The organism is Enterobacter sp. R-25 (assembly GCF_049913205.1).
Classification (GTDB): domain Bacteria; phylum Pseudomonadota; class Gammaproteobacteria; order Enterobacterales; family Enterobacteriaceae; genus Enterobacter; species Enterobacter ludwigii.
On the sequence record NZ_CP183982.1, the window covers coordinates 3013077 to 3030665 of the forward strand.

The 17589-nt window shown below is 52.1% G+C and carries 16 protein-coding genes, 2 tRNA genes and 1 other annotated feature; of the genes, 7 read left to right on the forward strand and 11 right to left on the reverse strand.

The features are described from left to right. Positions 1 to 12 precede the first annotated feature (12 nt). Both ACN9MQ_RS14465 and ACN9MQ_RS14470 read left to right on the forward strand, forming a co-directional pair. Positions 13 to 1467 (forward strand): AMP nucleosidase, encoded by a 1455-nt coding sequence (locus ACN9MQ_RS14465; RefSeq protein ID WP_014170778.1) that lies wholly within the window; start codon positions 13 to 15, stop codon positions 1465 to 1467. An 18-nt stretch (positions 1468 to 1485) separates the two neighbouring features. Continuing rightward, complete coding sequence (locus ACN9MQ_RS14470; protein WP_426020953.1) at positions 1486 to 3258, forward strand: aminopeptidase P family protein; 1773 nt, start codon at positions 1486 to 1488, stop codon at positions 3256 to 3258. 118 nt (positions 3259 to 3376) lie between these two features. On the opposite strand, the gene ACN9MQ_RS14475 is transcribed toward ACN9MQ_RS14470, so the two are convergent. Continuing rightward, positions 3377 to 3452: transfer RNA gene (locus ACN9MQ_RS14475), tRNA-Asn, on the reverse strand. An 80-nt stretch (positions 3453 to 3532) separates the two neighbouring features. Then, on the reverse strand, positions 3533 to 5011 hold the full coding sequence (gene emmdR / locus ACN9MQ_RS14480; protein WP_425462589.1) for a multidrug efflux MATE transporter EmmdR: 1479 nt from the start codon (positions 5009 to 5011) through the stop codon (positions 3533 to 3535). A 190-nt stretch (positions 5012 to 5201) separates the two neighbouring features. On the opposite strand from emmdR, the gene ACN9MQ_RS14485 reads away from it, so the two are divergent. After that, positions 5202 to 5277 (forward strand) — tRNA-Asn (locus ACN9MQ_RS14485). A 53-nt stretch (positions 5278 to 5330) separates the two neighbouring features. Further along, positions 5331 to 5663, forward strand: coding sequence for a gamma-glutamylcyclotransferase family protein (locus tag ACN9MQ_RS14490; RefSeq protein WP_032680657.1), 333 nt, complete (start codon positions 5331 to 5333; stop codon positions 5661 to 5663). 49 nt (positions 5664 to 5712) lie between these two features. Here the strand turns inward: ACN9MQ_RS14490 and ACN9MQ_RS14495 are convergent, their stop codons facing one another. The 5 genes from ACN9MQ_RS14495 to ACN9MQ_RS14515 all read right to left on the reverse strand — a co-directional run bounded on the left by ACN9MQ_RS14495 (position 5713) and on the right by ACN9MQ_RS14515 (position 11238). After that, positions 5713 to 6048 carry a DUF496 family protein gene (locus ACN9MQ_RS14495; protein ID WP_008499467.1) on the reverse strand — a complete coding sequence of 112 codons (336 nt, stop codon included), beginning with the start codon at positions 6046 to 6048 and terminating at the stop codon, positions 5713 to 5715. Between the two features lie 168 nt (positions 6049 to 6216). Continuing rightward, positions 6217 to 7275 (reverse strand): FUSC family protein, encoded by a 1059-nt coding sequence (locus ACN9MQ_RS14500; protein WP_032678500.1) that lies wholly within the window; start codon positions 7273 to 7275, stop codon positions 6217 to 6219. 92 nt (positions 7276 to 7367) lie between these two features. Next, positions 7368 to 7841: a DNA gyrase inhibitor SbmC gene (gene sbmC, locus ACN9MQ_RS14505; RefSeq protein WP_059305514.1), complete on the reverse strand. Its 474-nt coding sequence runs from the start codon at positions 7839 to 7841 to the stop codon at positions 7368 to 7370. Between the two features lie 131 nt (positions 7842 to 7972). Next, the gene (dacD, locus tag ACN9MQ_RS14510; protein ID WP_014170783.1) at positions 7973 to 9139 is read right to left on the reverse strand and encodes a serine-type D-Ala-D-Ala carboxypeptidase DacD; all 1167 of its coding nucleotides are present in this window, start codon (positions 9137 to 9139) and stop codon (positions 7973 to 7975) included. Positions 9140 to 9321: 182 nt separating this feature from the next. Then, positions 9322 to 11238 (reverse strand): acyltransferase family protein, encoded by a 1917-nt coding sequence (locus ACN9MQ_RS14515; RefSeq protein ID WP_074170003.1) that lies wholly within the window; start codon positions 11236 to 11238, stop codon positions 9322 to 9324. A 168-nt stretch (positions 11239 to 11406) separates the two neighbouring features. Between ACN9MQ_RS14515 and sbcB the strand changes: the two genes are divergently transcribed. Continuing rightward, positions 11407 to 12831 carry an exodeoxyribonuclease I gene (gene sbcB / locus ACN9MQ_RS14520; RefSeq protein ID WP_426262642.1) on the forward strand — a complete coding sequence of 475 codons (1425 nt, stop codon included), beginning with the start codon at positions 11407 to 11409 and terminating at the stop codon, positions 12829 to 12831. A gap of 59 nt (positions 12832 to 12890) precedes the next feature. Here sbcB and plaP read toward each other — a convergent pair whose 3' ends face one another. The 4 genes from plaP to ACN9MQ_RS14540 form a co-directional block, all read right to left on the reverse strand. Then, positions 12891 to 14249, reverse strand: a complete 1359-nt coding sequence (gene plaP, locus ACN9MQ_RS14525; protein WP_014170786.1) for a putrescine/proton symporter PlaP — start codon at positions 14247 to 14249, stop codon at positions 12891 to 12893. After that, positions 14239 to 14301, reverse strand: coding sequence for a membrane protein YoeI (yoeI, locus tag ACN9MQ_RS14530; protein ID WP_099458931.1), 63 nt, complete (start codon positions 14299 to 14301; stop codon positions 14239 to 14241). The genes plaP and yoeI overlap by 11 nt, the downstream gene beginning before the upstream one ends. Before the next feature lie 218 nt (positions 14302 to 14519). Further along, positions 14520 to 15449: a LysR substrate-binding domain-containing protein gene (locus ACN9MQ_RS14535; RefSeq protein ID WP_014170787.1), complete on the reverse strand. Its 930-nt coding sequence runs from the start codon at positions 15447 to 15449 to the stop codon at positions 14520 to 14522. A 41-nt stretch (positions 15450 to 15490) separates the two neighbouring features. Then, positions 15491 to 16315, reverse strand: coding sequence for an SDR family oxidoreductase (locus ACN9MQ_RS14540; RefSeq protein WP_063215330.1), 825 nt, complete (start codon positions 16313 to 16315; stop codon positions 15491 to 15493). 174 nt (positions 16316 to 16489) lie between these two features. Between ACN9MQ_RS14540 and hisL the strand changes: the two genes are divergently transcribed. Both hisL and hisG read left to right on the forward strand, forming a co-directional pair. Beyond that, the gene (gene hisL / locus ACN9MQ_RS14545; protein ID WP_001364200.1) at positions 16490 to 16540 is read left to right on the forward strand and encodes a his operon leader peptide; all 51 of its coding nucleotides are present in this window, start codon (positions 16490 to 16492) and stop codon (positions 16538 to 16540) included. Then, positions 16516 to 16639: a sequence feature (His leader region), on the forward strand. (Overlaps the previous gene by 25 nt.) Positions 16640 to 16684: 45 nt before the next feature. Beyond that, the gene (gene hisG, locus ACN9MQ_RS14550; protein WP_032623983.1) at positions 16685 to 17584 is read left to right on the forward strand and encodes an ATP phosphoribosyltransferase; all 900 of its coding nucleotides are present in this window, start codon (positions 16685 to 16687) and stop codon (positions 17582 to 17584) included. Positions 17585 to 17589: the final 5 nt, after the last annotated feature.

Below are 17589 nucleotides of genomic sequence, written 5' to 3' on the forward strand. Positions count from 1 at the left end.
AAGGAGACAGAGATGAATAATAAGGGCTCCAGCCTGACCCCGGCTCAGGCACTGGAAAAACTCGATGCACTGTATGAACAGTCCGTCAACGCGCTGCGCAGCGCCATCAGTGAGTATATCGAAACAGGGAAACTCCCCGACGAAAAGGCCAGAAGTAAGGGCCTTTTTGTTTATCCATCGCTTTCCGTCACCTGGGACGGCAGCGCGACTAACACGCCGAAAACGCGCGCCTACGCACGCTTTACCCACTCCGGCTGCTACAGCACCACCGTCACCCGCCCTGCACTGTTCCGCCCTTATCTTGAAGAGCAACTCACGCTGTTGTATCAGGATTACGGCGCGCACATTGCCGTTGAACCCTCACAGCATGAGATCCCGTATCCGTATGTGATTGACGGTTCGGCATTAACCCTTGACCGCTCCATGAGCGCGGGGCTGACGCGCCATTTCCCGACCACCGAGCTGTCGCAGATTGGCGATGAGACGGCGGATGGTATCTACCACCCGGCAGAATTTTCACCGCTGTCGCACTTTGATGCCCGCCGCGTGGATTTCTCTCTGGCGCGCCTGCGTCACTACACCGGGACGCCCGTCGACCATTTCCAGCCCTTTGTACTGTTTACCAACTACACCCGCTATGTCGACGAGTTTGTCCGTTGGGGCTGTAGCCAGATCCTCGACCCGGATAGCCCTTACATCGCGCTGTCCTGCGCCGGCGGTATCTGGATCACCGCGGAAACCGAGGCACCCGAGCAGGCCATCTCCGACCTGGCGTGGAAAAAACACCAGATGCCTGCCTGGCACCTGATCACCGCTGACGGCCAGGGGATCACCTTAATTAACATCGGGGTTGGTCCGTCAAATGCCAAAACCATCTGCGATCATCTGGCAGTATTGCGCCCGGACGTGTGGCTGATGATTGGACACTGCGGTGGCCTGCGTGAAAGCCAGCTGATTGGCGACTACGTGCTGGCCCACGCCTATCTGCGTGATGACCATGTGCTTGACGCTGTGCTTCCACCGGATATTCCTATCCCGAGCATCGCCGAAGTGCAGCGTGCGCTGTATGACGCCACCAAAGAGGTGAGCGGTATGCCGGGTGAAGAGGTTAAACAGCGTCTGCGTACCGGTACGGTAGTGACGACGGATGACCGCAACTGGGAACTGCGTTACTCCGCCTCCGCGCTGCGTTTCAACCTCAGCCGTGCCGTCGCGATTGATATGGAAAGCGCCACCATCGCCGCACAGGGATATCGCTTCCGCGTCCCTTACGGCACGCTGCTGTGCGTTTCCGACAAACCGCTGCACGGCGAAATTAAGCTTCCGGGTCAGGCCAACCGTTTCTATGAAGGGGCAATCTCCGAACATCTGCAAATCGGCATTCGCGCCATTGATTTGCTGCGTGCGGAAGGTGACAGGCTGCATTCCCGTAAATTACGTACCTTCAACGAGCCGCCATTCCGCTAACCAGAACAAGGAATAACCATGCACACCCCATCACGCTTATCGGCCCTGCGCCGGTGGCTACAGGAAAACAATCTTGATGGCATGATCGTGCCGCGCGCGGATGCCTGGCAGAGTGAGTATTGCGCGCCGTACGATGAAAAGCTGGCCTGGCTGACGGGCTTTGATGGCTCCGCAGGTCTGGCGCTGATTCTGAAAAACACAGCCCTGCTGTTTGTCGATGGTCGCTATCAGGTTCAGGCTCGCCTTCAGGTCAATATGGATGAAATTGAAATCCACCATCTGCACAATGAACCGCTGGCCGAATGGCTCACAGCCAACGTCGGGGCCGGCATGCGTATTGGGTTTGAAGCACTGCTAATGACCAATACGGAGTTCGGGCAACTGTCTGCAACACCCTGTGAACTGGTTCCGCTCAGTCAGTCGCCGTTTGATACCTTATGGCACGATCGCCCTGCCGCGCCGGCGGGACGTATTCGAGAAATGCCGGTGGAGGTCAGTGGCGAAAGCAGCCTCGCCAAACGCCAGCGCGTTGCCGCCGTGCTGGCCGCACACGATGCCGATTATCTGGCCGTGACTCTGCCAGATAACATCGCCTGGCTGTTGAACGTGCGTGGCGCTGACATTCCATCCAGTCCTGTTCCCCTCTCCTTTGCCCTTCTTGATCGTGACGGTAGCGTGGAGTGGTTTGTTAACGACAATAAGCTCAGCGAGCTACCCGAGAGCGTGAGAAACGCGTTCAGGATTGCGCCACAGGATGCCTTTATCGAACGCTGCCAGCGCCTGTCACAAGGCAAGCGGGTGATGGTTGATGCCGATTCCGCGCCGGTCGCCCTGCGCTTTGCCATTGAGCCAGAGGGCGAAATAGTCTGGCGAACCGATCCCATCACTCTGATGAAAGCCACTAAAAACCCGGTCGAACTTGCCGGGTATCGCGAGTGTCATCACCAGGACGGTGCTGCCTGGGTGAATTTCCTGGCCTGGCTAAGCCGTGAAGTCCCCCTGCGTGAGGCGGCGGGAAAACCGCTGACGGAGCTGGAAGCGCAGGCGCAGCAGCTTGCATTCCGTAAACAGCAGCCTGGATTTATTGAGCAAAGTTTTGCCACCATCTCCGCCTCCTCCAGTAATGCGGCGATGTGCCACTATCACTCAAGCGAAGCCAGCAATAAGCCCATCGGTCAACATCATTTTTACCTTAATGATTCCGGCGGTCAGTATCATAACGGCACCACTGACGCCACGCGTACGCTGGCATGGGGTAGCGTGCCGCCACAGCAGAAGTTGCACTACACCGCCGTACTGAGAGGGTTCCTGTCGTTGATAACCTTACAGTTTCCCTCCGGCAGCCAGGGCCATCAGCTTGATGCCTTCGCGCGTCGCCCGTTGTGGGAAATGGGGCTGGATTACGATCACGGGACAGGGCATGGCGTAGGACATCAGTTGCTTATCCATGAGAACCCGCATCGTCTCGCCAAAAAGGTTAACCCGTGGCCCCTGGTGGCCGGCACCATCATGACTATCGAGCCTGGATATTATCTGGCGGACAGCCATGGGATCCGCATTGAAAACCAGGTGGAGATTGTCGAAAGCCGTCCGGGATTCTGCACGTTTTCCTCACTGACGCTGATCCCGATCGACCTGAGTCAGGTCGAGTTACAGCTGTTGAACGAACAGGAAAAACAGTGGCTGGATGAGTATCATCAGCAGGTGCGTGAGGCCCTGTTACCGTTGGTCGACAGCGACGCGCGGCAATGGTTGCTTGAGGCGACGACGCCGGTTGGGGTTAACCACTAGAAATGTCAATGGATGCCGGGCGGCGGTTTCGCCTGACCTGGCTGTAAGCCCGTCGCATCGGACCTTTTCAGAACGCAGAAAAGCAAAAAGCCTGCTATAAAAGCAGGCTTTTTAAATTTGGCTCCTCTGACTGGACTCGAACCAGTGACATACGGATTAACAGTCCGCCGTTCTACCGACTGAACTACAGAGGAATCGTGTGAACGGGGCGCATATTATCGATGCTCCCCGATGATGTCAAAGGCAGAATGCATATTTCTGACTGTTTGCCGAATTATTCTCCACTTCGCGCATTTGTCAGGCATTCTGTTGATTCTGTGGTCGTTGGTTCCTGTTTTATTCGCGGGTATTTCCAGAGCCAGCGCCCACTGACCATACGCCAGTAGAACAACGCCCCACGCACCGCCCAGTCAAGGAACATCCCCAGCCAGACGCCGACTACCCCCATGCCAAGCATGACCCCGAGCGTGTAACCCACCACCACACGGCAACCCCACATGCCGAGCATCGACACCCACATCGCGAAGCGTGCATCGCGTGCCCCTTTCAGCCCGGCAGGCAAAACCCATGAAGCCGCCCAGATGGGCATAAAGGCCGCGTTCAGCCAGATCAGGATCTTAACGACCTCTTTGACATCATCTTCGTGGGTATAAAAAGAGGCCATAAGCCCGGCAAAGGGGGCGCTTCCCCAGGCGATCAGCGTCAGGCCAATGGTTGACAGCCAGAAGACGTGCCGCAACTGCCGTTCCGCCTGCCCTATCTGCCCTTTCCCCAGCCGTTTACCGGTGATGATGGTCGACGCCGAACCGAGGGCGTTGCCCGGCAGGTTTATCAGGGAGGCGATGGAGAAGGCAATAAAGTTACCGGCGATAACGTCAGTCCCCATCCCGGCGACAAACATTTGCGTCAGCAGCTTGCCCCCGTTAAACAACACGGATTCAATACTGGCGGGAATACCAATTCCCATCACTTCCCAGATAATGGCGAAGTTAAAGGGGCGGAAATAGCTCTTCAGCGTAAGGCGCAGTGACGGCGTGATCCCCGCCATCAGCACGCCGAGAATGGCGGCCGCACCGATATAACGTGAAATCGTTAACCCCAGCCCGGCGCCCACGAACCCGAGCCCGTCCCAGGAGAAGACGCCGTAGATCAGCACGCTGCTGATAATGATATTCAGGATGTTCATCCCGCCGTTTATCAGCAACGGAATTTTGGTGTTGCCCGCCCCGCGCAGCGCGCCGCTGCCAATCAGCGCGATGGCTGCAGCCGGATAACTCAGGACCGTCATTTCCAGGTAGGTCAGCGCGAGGTCTTTAACCTCATTTGTGGCCTCACCGGCGACAAAATCGATAATTTCCCTGCCGAAATAGTGGATCACCGCCGCCAGCACGATCGAGAAAATGGTCATGATCATCAGCGACTGTCGGGCAGCCTCGCGCGCACGTTTAGGATCGAGCTTACCGAGGCTAAAGGCGACGACAACCGTCGTCCCGAGGTCAATGGCGGCAAAAAAAGAAATAACCACCATGTTAAAGCTGTCCGCCAGCCCGACACCGGCCATCGCCTCTTTACCCAGCCAGCTGACCAGGAAGGTACTCAGCACCCCCATCAACAGAACGCAGGTGTTTTCCAGGAAAATAGGCACGGCAAGGGGGGTGATTTCACGCCAGAACAGAACACGATAGCTTTTACGCTTTGCATACCATGGCGTGCGCATAATCGCCTGGCGTAGGGGGGCAGTGACGTTCAAAATGGACCTTAACGAGAAAGTTGAAACTCCATTTCAAATGATGGGGGAGAAATGCTAAACCTGCAAAGTATTTTCCATAAAAAGATGTGTGGATTTACAACAAACTGTCGACAGAATCATCAATCGATCGCTAATCGCTAAGATCAGGTTTGACAAAACTTTTTTCGCCGCTAAGATAAGCCTCCACAACGATTCCTCTGTAGTTCAGTCGGTAGAACGGCGGACTGTTAATCCGTATGTCACTGGTTCGAGTCCAGTCAGAGGAGCCAAATTTAAAAAGCCTGCTTTTATAGCAGGCTTTTTGCTTTGCTGGTGAGGGAAAATGAACGCTCTGTTTGTCTACGGCACGCTACGCCCGGGTCACGCGAATGCACATATTCTTGAAAACATCGGTGGCGAATGGCAGGCCGGTTTTGTCACCGGGACGTTTTACGAACGTGGCTGGGGCGCGGCGGCAGATTTTCCGGGGATAGTGCTGCACCCGGACGGCCCACGCGTGGAGGGCTTCCTGTTTATCTCTGATAGCCTGAGTGCACACTGGCCAATGCTGGACGAATTTGAAGACGGCTACGATCGGGTTGAGGTCAATGTGACCACGCCGGATGGAAAACAGGTCAACGCCTGGATTTATCAGCTACAGCCGCGTACTGCGTAATAAAAAAGGCTCTCTGTCACCAGAGAGCCTTTTTTGTATTCATCGGCGATTACTCGCTTTTGGCTTCACCGTTTTTGATTTCGCCCATTACTTTCAGTTTCTTGGAGATATCACGGCGTTCTTTAGACAGCTCAGCGTTTTTGATGATGTAGTCATCAACGCGGTCTTCGTAGTCACTCTTCATGCTGGCGATGATGCCCTGAATAGCCTCAACGCTCATGCCTGGCTTGATGTAGTCGCTCAGGTTATCGAGCAGCAGGACACGTTTCTGGTTGTCACGGATCTTCTTCTCAACGTCCTGGATTTCACGCTGCAGTTTGTTTTTGCGGCGGAACAGGCGGACGAATTCCAGAACATCCTGGAACGAAGGCTTGGTAGTTTCCATTTTTACACCCCTGATAATGTGAGATTCGGATTCGTTAAAGCAACCGTTGTAACAATAACCTTACTGACAGCGGCTGCGAATGACAATGAGTATATCGTTTAAAGCTATCATAACCCCAATTGATGCTGAATCGAAGCAGCAGGCGTCACATATGGAGATAGCTGCTCTTTATTTGCGCAGCGCCCGGCAAATGAGATGCGACAGTAGCTCCAGCTGCCGCGCCAGCTCCATGCTCAGCCAGACATAACCATGAATAGGCGTTTCCGCAACGTTATCGCTCTGACGCTCATTCATTAACTGCTTCAGCTCCGCAACGATCTCATTCAGACGTTCACTGTTCGCCAGAATGGGCTGCGGGTTACCTTCATAAAGCGCGTGGGCGATGGTGAGCAGCGTTTGCTGCGTCATCTGCTGCGTCTCTTTTAAGGTATGGGCGTTGAGCATTAAAAGGTGGCTGGGACGAGAAGCCCAGTGCGCGTTGATTTGCAGCTCAAGCATGCATACCAGATTGCGGCTTACCGTCTGAATGGCTTCAAAAATGGATTTCTGGATATGGGTTTCTTTGCTGGCCGGAGTAATCAGCCCGCGCATCCTGACCACATCGTTGAGGATCGTTTGCAGGTGTTTTTCCAGCCGGGGACGCTCAACCAGGTTAGGGGAAAATCCGGCCTGATAGACGCGGTTGAACGCGGTGACATAGTTAGCCATCTGAATACGCCAGTGCAGAAAAGCACGCTGTGGCCAGATGCCGGTAAAAAGCATAGCCAGCAGTGAGCCGAGGATAACGTCCCCGCTTCGCCACAGGGCGGTCGTCATATCCCCCGCCGGTGCACCGACCACCACTGACAGCGTGATACCAATCAGCAGCGCCTGATAGGGCCTTTTGCCTAATGCCAGCCAGCCGCAAAGGAACATCGCGACACCGCACCAGATCAACATAACCGGAAACGAGATAAGCTCAAGCTTCAGCGCGATAAGCCCCAGGGCAGAGCCTAAAACGGTACCGCCAATGCGCTCGAAGGCGCGTGGAACAACGTTCCCCCAGAACGAAATAGGCCCCATCACGACCACCAGCGTGATAAGCGGCCATGTTCCCTCAGGAACATCCAGCAAACGAACCAGCACAAACGTCAACACAAAGGCCAGCGCGATACGGCACCCATGTACCACGCGGTAGTGTTTGTACAGACGAATTTCAAAAGGGGTTAATGATTTGTCGGGACGCACACCCGCTCTCCAGCTACACGGCAAATCACAATTGTACTGTGTTTTCAGCCGGGCGGATCACACCCGGCTGAAAAACCCTGTAATAACCAGGCTTAACCCGCTTTGTGCTCTACACCAATATACATTTCGATGTCCCAGTAACCGTCCGCGTTACCATCATTAAGGTAGCGCTCGAAACAGGGTTTAGGGGCCATCTGGTAGCTGTTGTCCTGCAAGAGGGAATTAAAGAACTGGTTCCATGGGGTCGCGAAGTCATGGTTTTCAACGCGCGCCGCCGCCACCGCATACTCTCCAGCGGCGATTTCCGTCATCATGACGCCTTCGCTGTTTTCAGGAATGACAAAATCGTCCGGGACCGTTACGGCCGTGTCACAGCGCAATTTTTCTGCCGGGACCTCGTCCGGATTATCGTAGTAAACCGCAACCCACTCCAGCGGCTGAATGTGACGGCCATCCACCCACATGACTAACTGTTCGAAGCCCTGTTTTACCGTTTTGTCCCACGGCCCGACCAGATGAAAGCCGGCGATTTTACGTTTCTGTTGCTGCTTGATGCTGTAGTCCATGCTGCCTCCTTTTATTACTGTATATTTATACACTATAAAGCAGGTTTTAACTGTTCAGCAAACGAGGAGTGTTTATTATGTGAGCAGACTCGCAACCGCGCCAGTCTGCTCATGTGCTTTAACGCAGGCCGTTACAGCGTGTGATGCAGATAATCGCTCAGACGGGAGAAGAGGCCGCCTTTATTCACCGCTTCGAGCGTCACCAGAGGCCAGTGCGCCACGACTTTGTCACGGTCGTAAAGCTGGATCTCCCCTACCCGCTGATGAGCCGCAATCGGCGCTTCCAGCTCTTTTTTATCCAGCACGTACTTGGCTTTGATGTTAGGAACTTCTGTTTTAGGCAAGGCCAGCCAGAAATCCTGGTCGGTGCCCAGTTCCACCTGCTCTTTATCGCCGTACCAGATACGCTCTGTTCCCACTTTTTTGCCGTTATGCAGGATCTGCACCGTATCAAAGTTCTGCTGCCCCCAGTGCAGCAGCTTCCGGGCCTGTTCCTCACGCCCTTTCGGGCTGTCAGCGCCCATCACCACCGCGATTAAACGACGCTGACCGTCAACCGCTGACGCAATCAGGTTAAAGCCCGCTCCCGACGTGTGCCCCGTTTTCAGGCCATCAACGTTCATGGTTTTATCCCACAGCAGGCCGTTACGGTTTTGTTGGGTGATCCCGTTCCAGGTAAGGCTCTTTTCGCTGTACATGTGGTAGAACTCTGGCTCGCCGTGAATGATAGCCCGGGAGAGCACGGCCAGGTCATAGGCAGAGCTGTGCTGGCCCGGCGCGTCCAGACCGTGGACGGTTTCAAAGTGGGTATCGCGCAGGTTCAGCTTTTGTACATAGTCGTTCATCATCTTCACAAACTGCGGCTGACCACCCGCCACATGATCCGCCAGCGCCACGCAGGCGTCGTTACCGGAATCCACAATCAGACCACGGCTCAGGTCGCGCACCGAGACGCGATCGCCCTCTTTCAGGAACATCAGCGACGATCCTTCAAACACCGGGTTCCCTTTTGCCCACGCGTCGCGGCCAACGGTAACGATGTCATCCGGGGTAATGCGGTGGCTGTCGATGGCCCGATCGACAACGTAGCCCGTCATCAGCTTGGTCAGGCTCGCCGGATTACGTTGTTGATGTTCGTTGCCCGCCGTTAAGATCTGACCAGTCGTGTAATCCATTAGCACCCAGGAGCCCGCCTGAATGGCCGGAGGCTGCGGCGAAAAATCCAGCGGATCGGCCGCGAAGGCAGAAGAGACACTCGAAGCGAGTAAAGAAACAGCAATAAACAGACGGCGTTTCAACGGTATATCCTCAGGTCATTAAAAATCGATGACCTTTTTACGGGAGTTCTGTTGTCGTTACCTGGCTTAATTGCAAAAAAATGTTAATGGCCAGGAAAACTCTGTGTGTGATACAAAGCCCCCTGTCTAGGGGGCTATCAATGGTAACAAAAACAGCAATCGCTGTTTTTTATCCGTTTTTATTATAAATCGGGAATTATTTTTTCAGCCAAATACTGCGCACCAAATCGAGTTAAATGAGCTGGATCATAAAAAATTGGCTTGTTGTTATCAGTAACAGTTAAACACTTATTTTTTTCTGGGCAGATATAATCCATCATGTTTATGAAATGCACGCCAGGTATAGTTGAAAGTTTATCGTTAATTATTACAGTTTCATTATCTTTAAACTTTGCTGCGAATCGTTCAACACCGACCAAACGATTGAAAGAATTAATGATTTCAATACTGCTTTTCTTGAGATTTTTACGACCAACCACGTATACTTTTGCATTAGTCATCGCACGTATTTTTTCAACACCATGAGTAACATACTCAACTAGGTTAGGTTGATAATGAAAGGCTATATAGATTTTATCAGCTTGCTGAAGAAGGTCCTGGTTCATAGCTTTCATCATTTGTGCCTTACAGACAGGGATCAAATCTGGCTTTGCTATTGTTAGCGCATTTAGCTTATAGAAAAAATCGTGCATCTTGTCTGTTTCGACGTAATTTGTACCGCAATCAAAATAAACTGTCCTGGCTATTACATCTTCTTTTTCTAAAACCCCAGACTCTTCCAATAAGTTAATCAGATCAGCGGACTGGGAATCTCCAATGACCAGAACCTTTAATTTCCCATCGGCATTTGAAAAATTACTTTTATGGGTAAGCATACGTTGTTTGGTCCATGTATAATCAGCGGCATCTTTCTTATCTATTTGATTGATCATACGAATCTCCTCAGGAATTCGCCATTCCCAACCATTATTTGCCCAACTGCTGGCAGAAGGTACAATTACAATTAATGCAACTGCTGCACATGCCAAAGAAAATGTAGAACCATTCATTTTCTCTGGATTTGACGACCTAAATGGTTTTTCAATAGTATAATATACTACAGCACTCAATATTAGAGTAAGAGCAAGCATTAAAGTTATTTGCATCGTACTAGGTGTGAAAACAACAATATAACTCCCAAGTACGTAAACTGGCCAATGAACCAAATATAATGAATAGCTAATTTCTCCAATATATTTCGGGAAACGGCATGAGAGGAGCATTGAAATAGCAGTTTTCTCCCCAGAAAGTATCATTAGCAATGTACCAAAACAAGGAATTAATGCATAATAACCCGGGAAAATAATTGATTTAATATCAAAAGAAAAAATTGAATATAGAACTAAAAAAAAGCCTGAAACATATAACACCTGATTAAATCTCTTACCATTAAATAAATGATTAATAAAAACCCCAATTGCTCCAATTGCAAATTCATGCATGCGGAATGGAGTCAAATAGAAAGCCCCACTAGAATCCACACTAATATAATAAATCGCTAAGAAAGCAAAAATTATAAAAAACAAAAAAACAGCAAACGCCCGAAAATGAATGTTTTTGGTAATCCTACATAATACAATCAAATATAGCGGCCATAAAAGATAAAATTGCAACTCAACACTTAGCGACCACGTATGCAACAACGGTTTTAGAGTTGAGAAGTTATCAAAATAGTCAGACTGCATCCAGAAAAAAATATTTGAGATACCGGATAACGCATAAACAACAGACCCAGAAAGTGAAGAAAAATCTTTTGGTGCAAGTATAAAAAAAGAGCCTACATATGTTATGGTTATAACAAATAACAATGCCGGGATTAGTCTTCGCGTACGCCGGATATAAAAATCACCAAATGAAAAGCGATTGTTATCAACCCCTTTAACAATGCCGCTTGTAATTAAATAGCCACTGATTACGAAAAAAATATCGACACCTACAAATCCGCCAGAAAATCCCGTAATATTAAAATGATAGAAGATCACAGCCAAAACAGCAATTGCCCTAATACCATCAATATCTGGACGATAACCAACTTTTAATTGCTTCCCTTTTGAGAACACTTAATCACCTGAATAATATTATTACGTGGCAAAAAACCACTCTTAGGCCCAACATTGATTCAACATTTTATCAGATTAATCTTAATTTTTGTAAGAGAATTTGTTGGGGTGCAACGACCTCATCGTTTACTATTAACCCCCATGTTAGGAAGCAACTGCGAGATTTATGTGAACGGAACACAACGATCATCAACCTTTTTGTTCCACGACTACGAAACCTTTGGCACCCACCCGGCGCTGGATAGACCGGCACAGTTTGCGGCCATCCGTACCGACGATGAATTCAACATCATAGGCGAGCCTGAGGTCTTTTACTGTAAGCCGGCCGATGACTACCTGCCCCAGCCCGGCGCGGTAATGGTCACCGGGATCACCCCACAGGAAGCCCGGGACAAAGGCGTGAACGAGGCCGCATTCGCCCGGCGCATTCACGACCTCTTCACCGTCCCGAATACCTGCGTGGTCGGTTACAACAACATCCGTTTCGATGACGAAGTGACGCGCAATATCTTCTACCGCAACTTCTACGATCCTTATGCCTGGAGCTGGCAGAACCGCAACTCGCGCTGGGATTTGCTCGACATTATGCGTGCCTGCTATGCGCTGCGCCCGGAAGGCATCAACTGGCCTGAGAATGACGAAGGGCTGCCGAGTTTCAGACTGGAACACCTGACGCGCGCGAACGGTATTGAGCACAGTAATGCCCACGATGCGATGGCCGATGTCTACGCCACCATTGCTATGGCAAAGCTGGTGAAAACTGCTCAGCCGCGGCTGTTTGACTATCTGCTGAGCCACCGCAGCAAGCAGAAACTCACCACGCTGATTGATGTGCCGCAGATGAAACCACTGGTACATATCTCCGGTATGTTTGGCGCCTGGTGCGGCAATACCAGTTGGGTCGCTCCGCTGGCCTGGCATCCGGATAACCGTAATGCCGTGATTATGGTGGATTTAGCCGGTGATATTACACCGCTGCTCGATCTCGACAGCGATACGCTGCGCGAACGGCTCTATACCCCAAAAGATGAACTCGGCGATCTGCCCGCGGTGCCGGTCAAACTGGTCCATATCAATAAATGTCCGGTCCTGGCCCAGGCCAATACGCTGCGCGCAGAGGATGCCGACAGGCTGGGGATTAACCGTCAGCGTTGCCTGGATAACCTCAAGGTGCTGCGTGAAAACCCGCAGGTGCGTGAGAAAGCGGTGGCGATCTTTGCCGAAGCCGAACCCTTTGTTCCGTCCGACAACGTCGATGCGCAGCTGTACAACGGCTTTTTCAGCGACGCAGACCGTGCGGCAATGAATATTGTTCTGCAAACCGAACCGCGTAACTTACCCGCGCTGGATATTACCTTCGCGGATGCACGTATCGAAAAACTGATGTTTAATTACCGCGCGCGCAACTATCCTGGCACGCTGGATGAAACCGAACAGGCGCGCTGGCTTCAGCATCGTCGTCATGTGTTTACACCGGAGTTTCTGCAGAGCTACGCGCAGGAGCTGGAGATGCTGTATAGCCAGTATGAAGGAAATGCTGAAAAGCAGGCGCTGTTAAAAGCGCTGTATCAGTATGCGCAGGAAATCGTCTGACAGATTTTGGGCGAAAAAAAACCGGAGGCGATGGTCTCCGGTTTTTTTTTACTTAGCTCTTACGCAACGTCTTCGTACTGAGGAACCGGGTTACGGAAGCTCTTCGTGACGCACGCCAGGTAAACCAGGCCGATACCCGCCCAAATCAGGCCAAGCACCATGGAACTCTCTTCCAGGTTAACCCACAGCGCACCCACGGTCAGCGCACCACACATCGGCAGGAACAGATACTGGAAGTGGTCTTTCAGCGTTTTATTACGCTTTTCACGGATCCAGAACTGAGAAATAACCGACAGGTTAACAAAGGTGAACGCCACCAGCGCACCGAAGTTAATCAGCGCAGTTGCCATCACCAGGTCAAAGTTAATCGCCAGCAGAGCAATAGCGCCGACCAGGATGATGTTCATCGCCGGCGTACGCCAGGTTGGGTGAACGTAGCCGAAGAAGCTTTTCGGGAATACGCCGTCACGACCCATTACGTACATCAGACGTGCAACGCCTGCGTGCGCGGCCATGCCGGATGCCAGTACCGTGATGGTGGAGAAGATCAACGCGCCAACCTGGAACGCTTTACCCGCCACGTAGAGCATAATTTCTGGCTGAGAGGCATCCGGATCCTTAAAGCGAGAGATATCCGGGAAGTACAGCTGCAGGAAGTAGGTCGCAAAGATAAAGATCAGACCACCAATCAGCGCCGTCAGGAAGATAGCACGCGGGATAACACGCTCTGCGTCCTTGGTCTCTTCAGACAGGTTGCTGATGCCGTCAAAACCGGTAAAGGAGAAGCACAGAATGGTTGCCCCGGTAATCATCGGGATCACATGCGCATCACCAGACCAGAACGGCTTGCTGCTCGCCAGGGTACCTGCGCCTTCACCGTGGAAGACACCAAAGATAACCATGCCCAGAATCACGGCAATCAGGATGACCTGAAGCACAACAATAACGGAGTTAAAGTTCGCAACGGACTTGATGCTGCGCAGGTTGAACGCCGTCATAAAGGCCACCAGCGCCACGACGAACATCCACGAAGGGATCGACGGCACCAGTGCTTCAAAATAAATTTTAGCCAGCAGAATGTTGATCATCGGCGCGAACAGATAGTCGAGCAGCGAAGACCAGCCCACCATAAAGCCAACGGTCGGGCTGATGGATTTCTGGGCGTAGGTGTAGGCGGAACCGGCAGACGGATAGCGACGGACCAGTTTACCGTAGCTCAGCGCGGTAAAGAGGATCGCAATCAGCGCGAAGGCGTAAGCCGTCGGCACATGACCGTCTGTGAGGCCTGATACGATACCGAATGTATCGAACAGCGTCATTGGCTGCATATAGGCAAGGCCCATCATAACAACCGGAACTAACGTAAGGGTTTTACGTAATTCCACGCGAGAGGTGTTTGGAGTTGCGTTATGCGACATAGTTATTCTCCTTTACGGTGATAACCGCCACGTAAGCGAAAAATTGCCCCATTTCTGTATTCCTCAGCGACAACAACTGTCGGATTTTAGTAAATATCTATCCGGTACGAAGCCCGGCCTCTTGGTTTTTAGTTTCGTTTCATACGTGCAAAAAAAAATAACCGACGCCTTTTATATCGTCGATTATTCATTTGGTTGCAGCGGCGCATTTTGCCCCACATCGGATACAAAAGGCAATACTTTGCAACGCCCGGGGCGATTTTCTTTTTTCTAACTGGCTGATTTCTCGACGCTGCTTTGCGAGTAAACGGCAGCAATAGCACTATTTGCTAAAATTTCGTCCCGCCACCAGGCGCTTGCCAGCCCCGCAGTTTGTTCATTCCAGCCGACCCACACCGATTCATTGCTGCTTTGTGCAAGCACCTGTTTTTCAACAAGCGCACCGCTGTCTAAAAACCGCTGTGCCAGATAGCGGGGTAAATAGCCGCACCCCAGGCCACTGATTTGCAGCTCCAGCTTGGTTTTATAGTCGAACACCGTGATCGCCTCCTGCTCATCAAGCAACTGCGTGGAGGCCGCACAGTCGGGACGCGAGCTGTCACCGACCACAATGGCGCGGTAGCCTTTAATCGTGCGCCGGTTAAGGGGTTCCGGCTCCTGCGCGAGCGGATGGTGTGGCGCGACGGCGAAAACCTGCTCCAGCACACCCAGCCGGGCGAAACCGAAATCGCTTAACTGGGGCGGTTCATGCAGCGCACCGACAAAAATATCTGCCCTGCCCTGAGTTAAGGCATCCCATGAATCGCCCAGCACGCCATTAATGAAGATTAATCGGGTTACGCTGTGGTGCTGATAGAACGCCTCAATCAGCGGCGTCAGAAGAGAAAACGGAAAAGTATCATCAACGCCGATGACCAGTTCGTTCTCCCATCCCTGGTGCAGTTTGACGGCCTGTTTTTCCAATTCGCGAACGGTATGCAGGACGTCGCGCCCCTTCTCCAGCAGCATCTGCCCGGTACGGGTAAAACGGGCGCGGTGACCAGAGCGATCGAGGATCTGGATATTAAGATCGCTTTCCAGTTTATGAACGGTATAGCTCAGCGCCGACGGGGTTTTGAAGAGCTTTGCCGAAGCAGCGGCAAAGCTCCCCTCTTTTTCCAGTGCATCCAGAATAATAAGAACATCCAGCAGCGGTTTCATGTTCGCCCCCTTCCGGTGTGCGATCGTTTCCGCTGAGAAACTTATTCCATCGGCATCACCAGCGGATCGGGATATTGATACTCAAACCCCAGCTCATGACAAATGCGATTGCCATCAACAATTTTGCCTTTACTTTCGTCCTTTGCTTCACCAAAAACAGGCGGAACCAGACCCAGCTGGCGTGCCATCAGCGGGTAAAACGTGCTACGCGCTGGATGAGAAGGCGCACATATATTATAGATGTGCCCACCTTTTGGAGCCTGTAAGAGTAGTTCTATTGCGGCAATTACGTCATCAAGATGCACAAGATTGACGCCATGTTGTCCGTCTGGCGCGGATTTTCCCGCGAAGAAGCGCCCTGGATGTCGTCCGGGGCCAACCAGACCTGCCAGCCGTACGATATCGACCTGGGTGCCGGGAAGATGATGCAGCCAGTCTTCCAGCTCTTTCAGCACTTTACCGCTCGCGGTAACGGGATGACGCTCAGAGGTCTCTTTCACCACGCCGTCAACATCGCCGTAGACCGAGGTTGAGCTGGTAAAAATAATGCGTGGGATGTGATGCGCCAGCGCGCTGTCGACAATCTCCTGCATCGCCTGCAGATAAAATGATTCGCCCGGGCCGCTGCGCCGTGCAGGTAACGTAATCACCAGCGCATCAACGTTCATCAGCGTGTCCAGATCGTCAGCATCACACACCAGTTCAGGTTCCAGACGCAGCTCGACGCCGTCAATACCGCACATGCGCGCCGCTTCTACCCCATCCGCCGTGGTTTTGCTTCCGGTCACCTGCCAGCCTTTTGCGGCCAATGACATCGCCAGCGGCATTCCCAGCCAACCTAAACCGACAATCGCGACCTTTTTCATGCGAATTCTCCTGACTTTTACTCGTCTTTCTTAAGGCTACGCCAGCCCGACAGAACACACAATTCATAGCGTCAATATGAAATGAATTAATGATCAAAAAAAGCCCTTGCAATCAGTCATACAACTGGTTTAGGTTAAAAGACATCAAATGAATAAGCATTCATCGAGAATTTTATGACACGCGTTCAATTTAAACACCACCATCATCACCATCATCCTGACTAGTCTTTCAGGCGATGTGTGCTGGAAGACGTTTGGATCTTCCAGTGGTGCATGAACGCATGAAAAAGCCCCCGGAAGATCTTCTTCCGGGGGCTTTTTTTTGGACCAAATTCAGACAGGTTAAAACAGGTCAACGAGGAAAACAGAATGTTAGATAACTCACGTTTACGCATAGCTATTCAAAAATCAGGCCGTTTGAGTGATGATTCACGCGAACTGCTCGCCCGCTGCGGGATTAAAATCAACCTGCACACCCAGCGCCTGATTGCCCTGGCTGAAAATATGCCCATCGACATTCTGCGCGTGCGTGATGACGATATTCCCGGCCTTGTGATGGATGGCGTTGTTGACCTCGGCATCATCGGTGAAAACGTGCTGGAAGAAGAGCTCCTGACCCGCCGTGCTCAGGGTGAAGATCCACGCTATTTTACCCTGCGTCGTCTGGACTTCGGCGGCTGCCGCCTGTCGCTGGCCACGCCTGTCGATGAAGCCTGGGACGGCCCGGCCGCGCTGAACGGCAAACGTATCGCCACCTCCTACCCTCACCTGTTAAAACGTTACCTAGATCAGAAAGGCGTACAGTTTAAATCCTGTCTGCTGAACGGCTCTGTTGAGGTGGCGCCGCGCGCGGGTCTGGCTGACGCCATCTGTGACCTCGTCTCTACGGGCGCCACGCTGGAAGCGAACGGTCTGCGCGAAGTGGAAGTGATTTACCGCTCCAAAGCGTGCCTTATCCAGCGCGACGGCGAAATGGCCGAAGCGAAACAGCAGTTGATCGACAAACTGCTGACCCGTATTCAGGGCGTGATTCAGGCCCGTGAATCGAAATACATCATGATGCACGCGCCAACCGAACGTCTTGATGAGGTCATTGCCCTGCTGCCAGGCGCAGAGCGCCCGACCATCCTGCCTCTGGCCGGTGACCAGCAGCGCGTCGCCATGCACATGGTCAGTAGCGAAACCCTGTTCTGGGAAACCATGGAAAAACTGAAAGCGCTGGGCGCAAGCTCAATTCTGGTGCTGCCAATTGAGAAGATGATGGAGTGATGGCC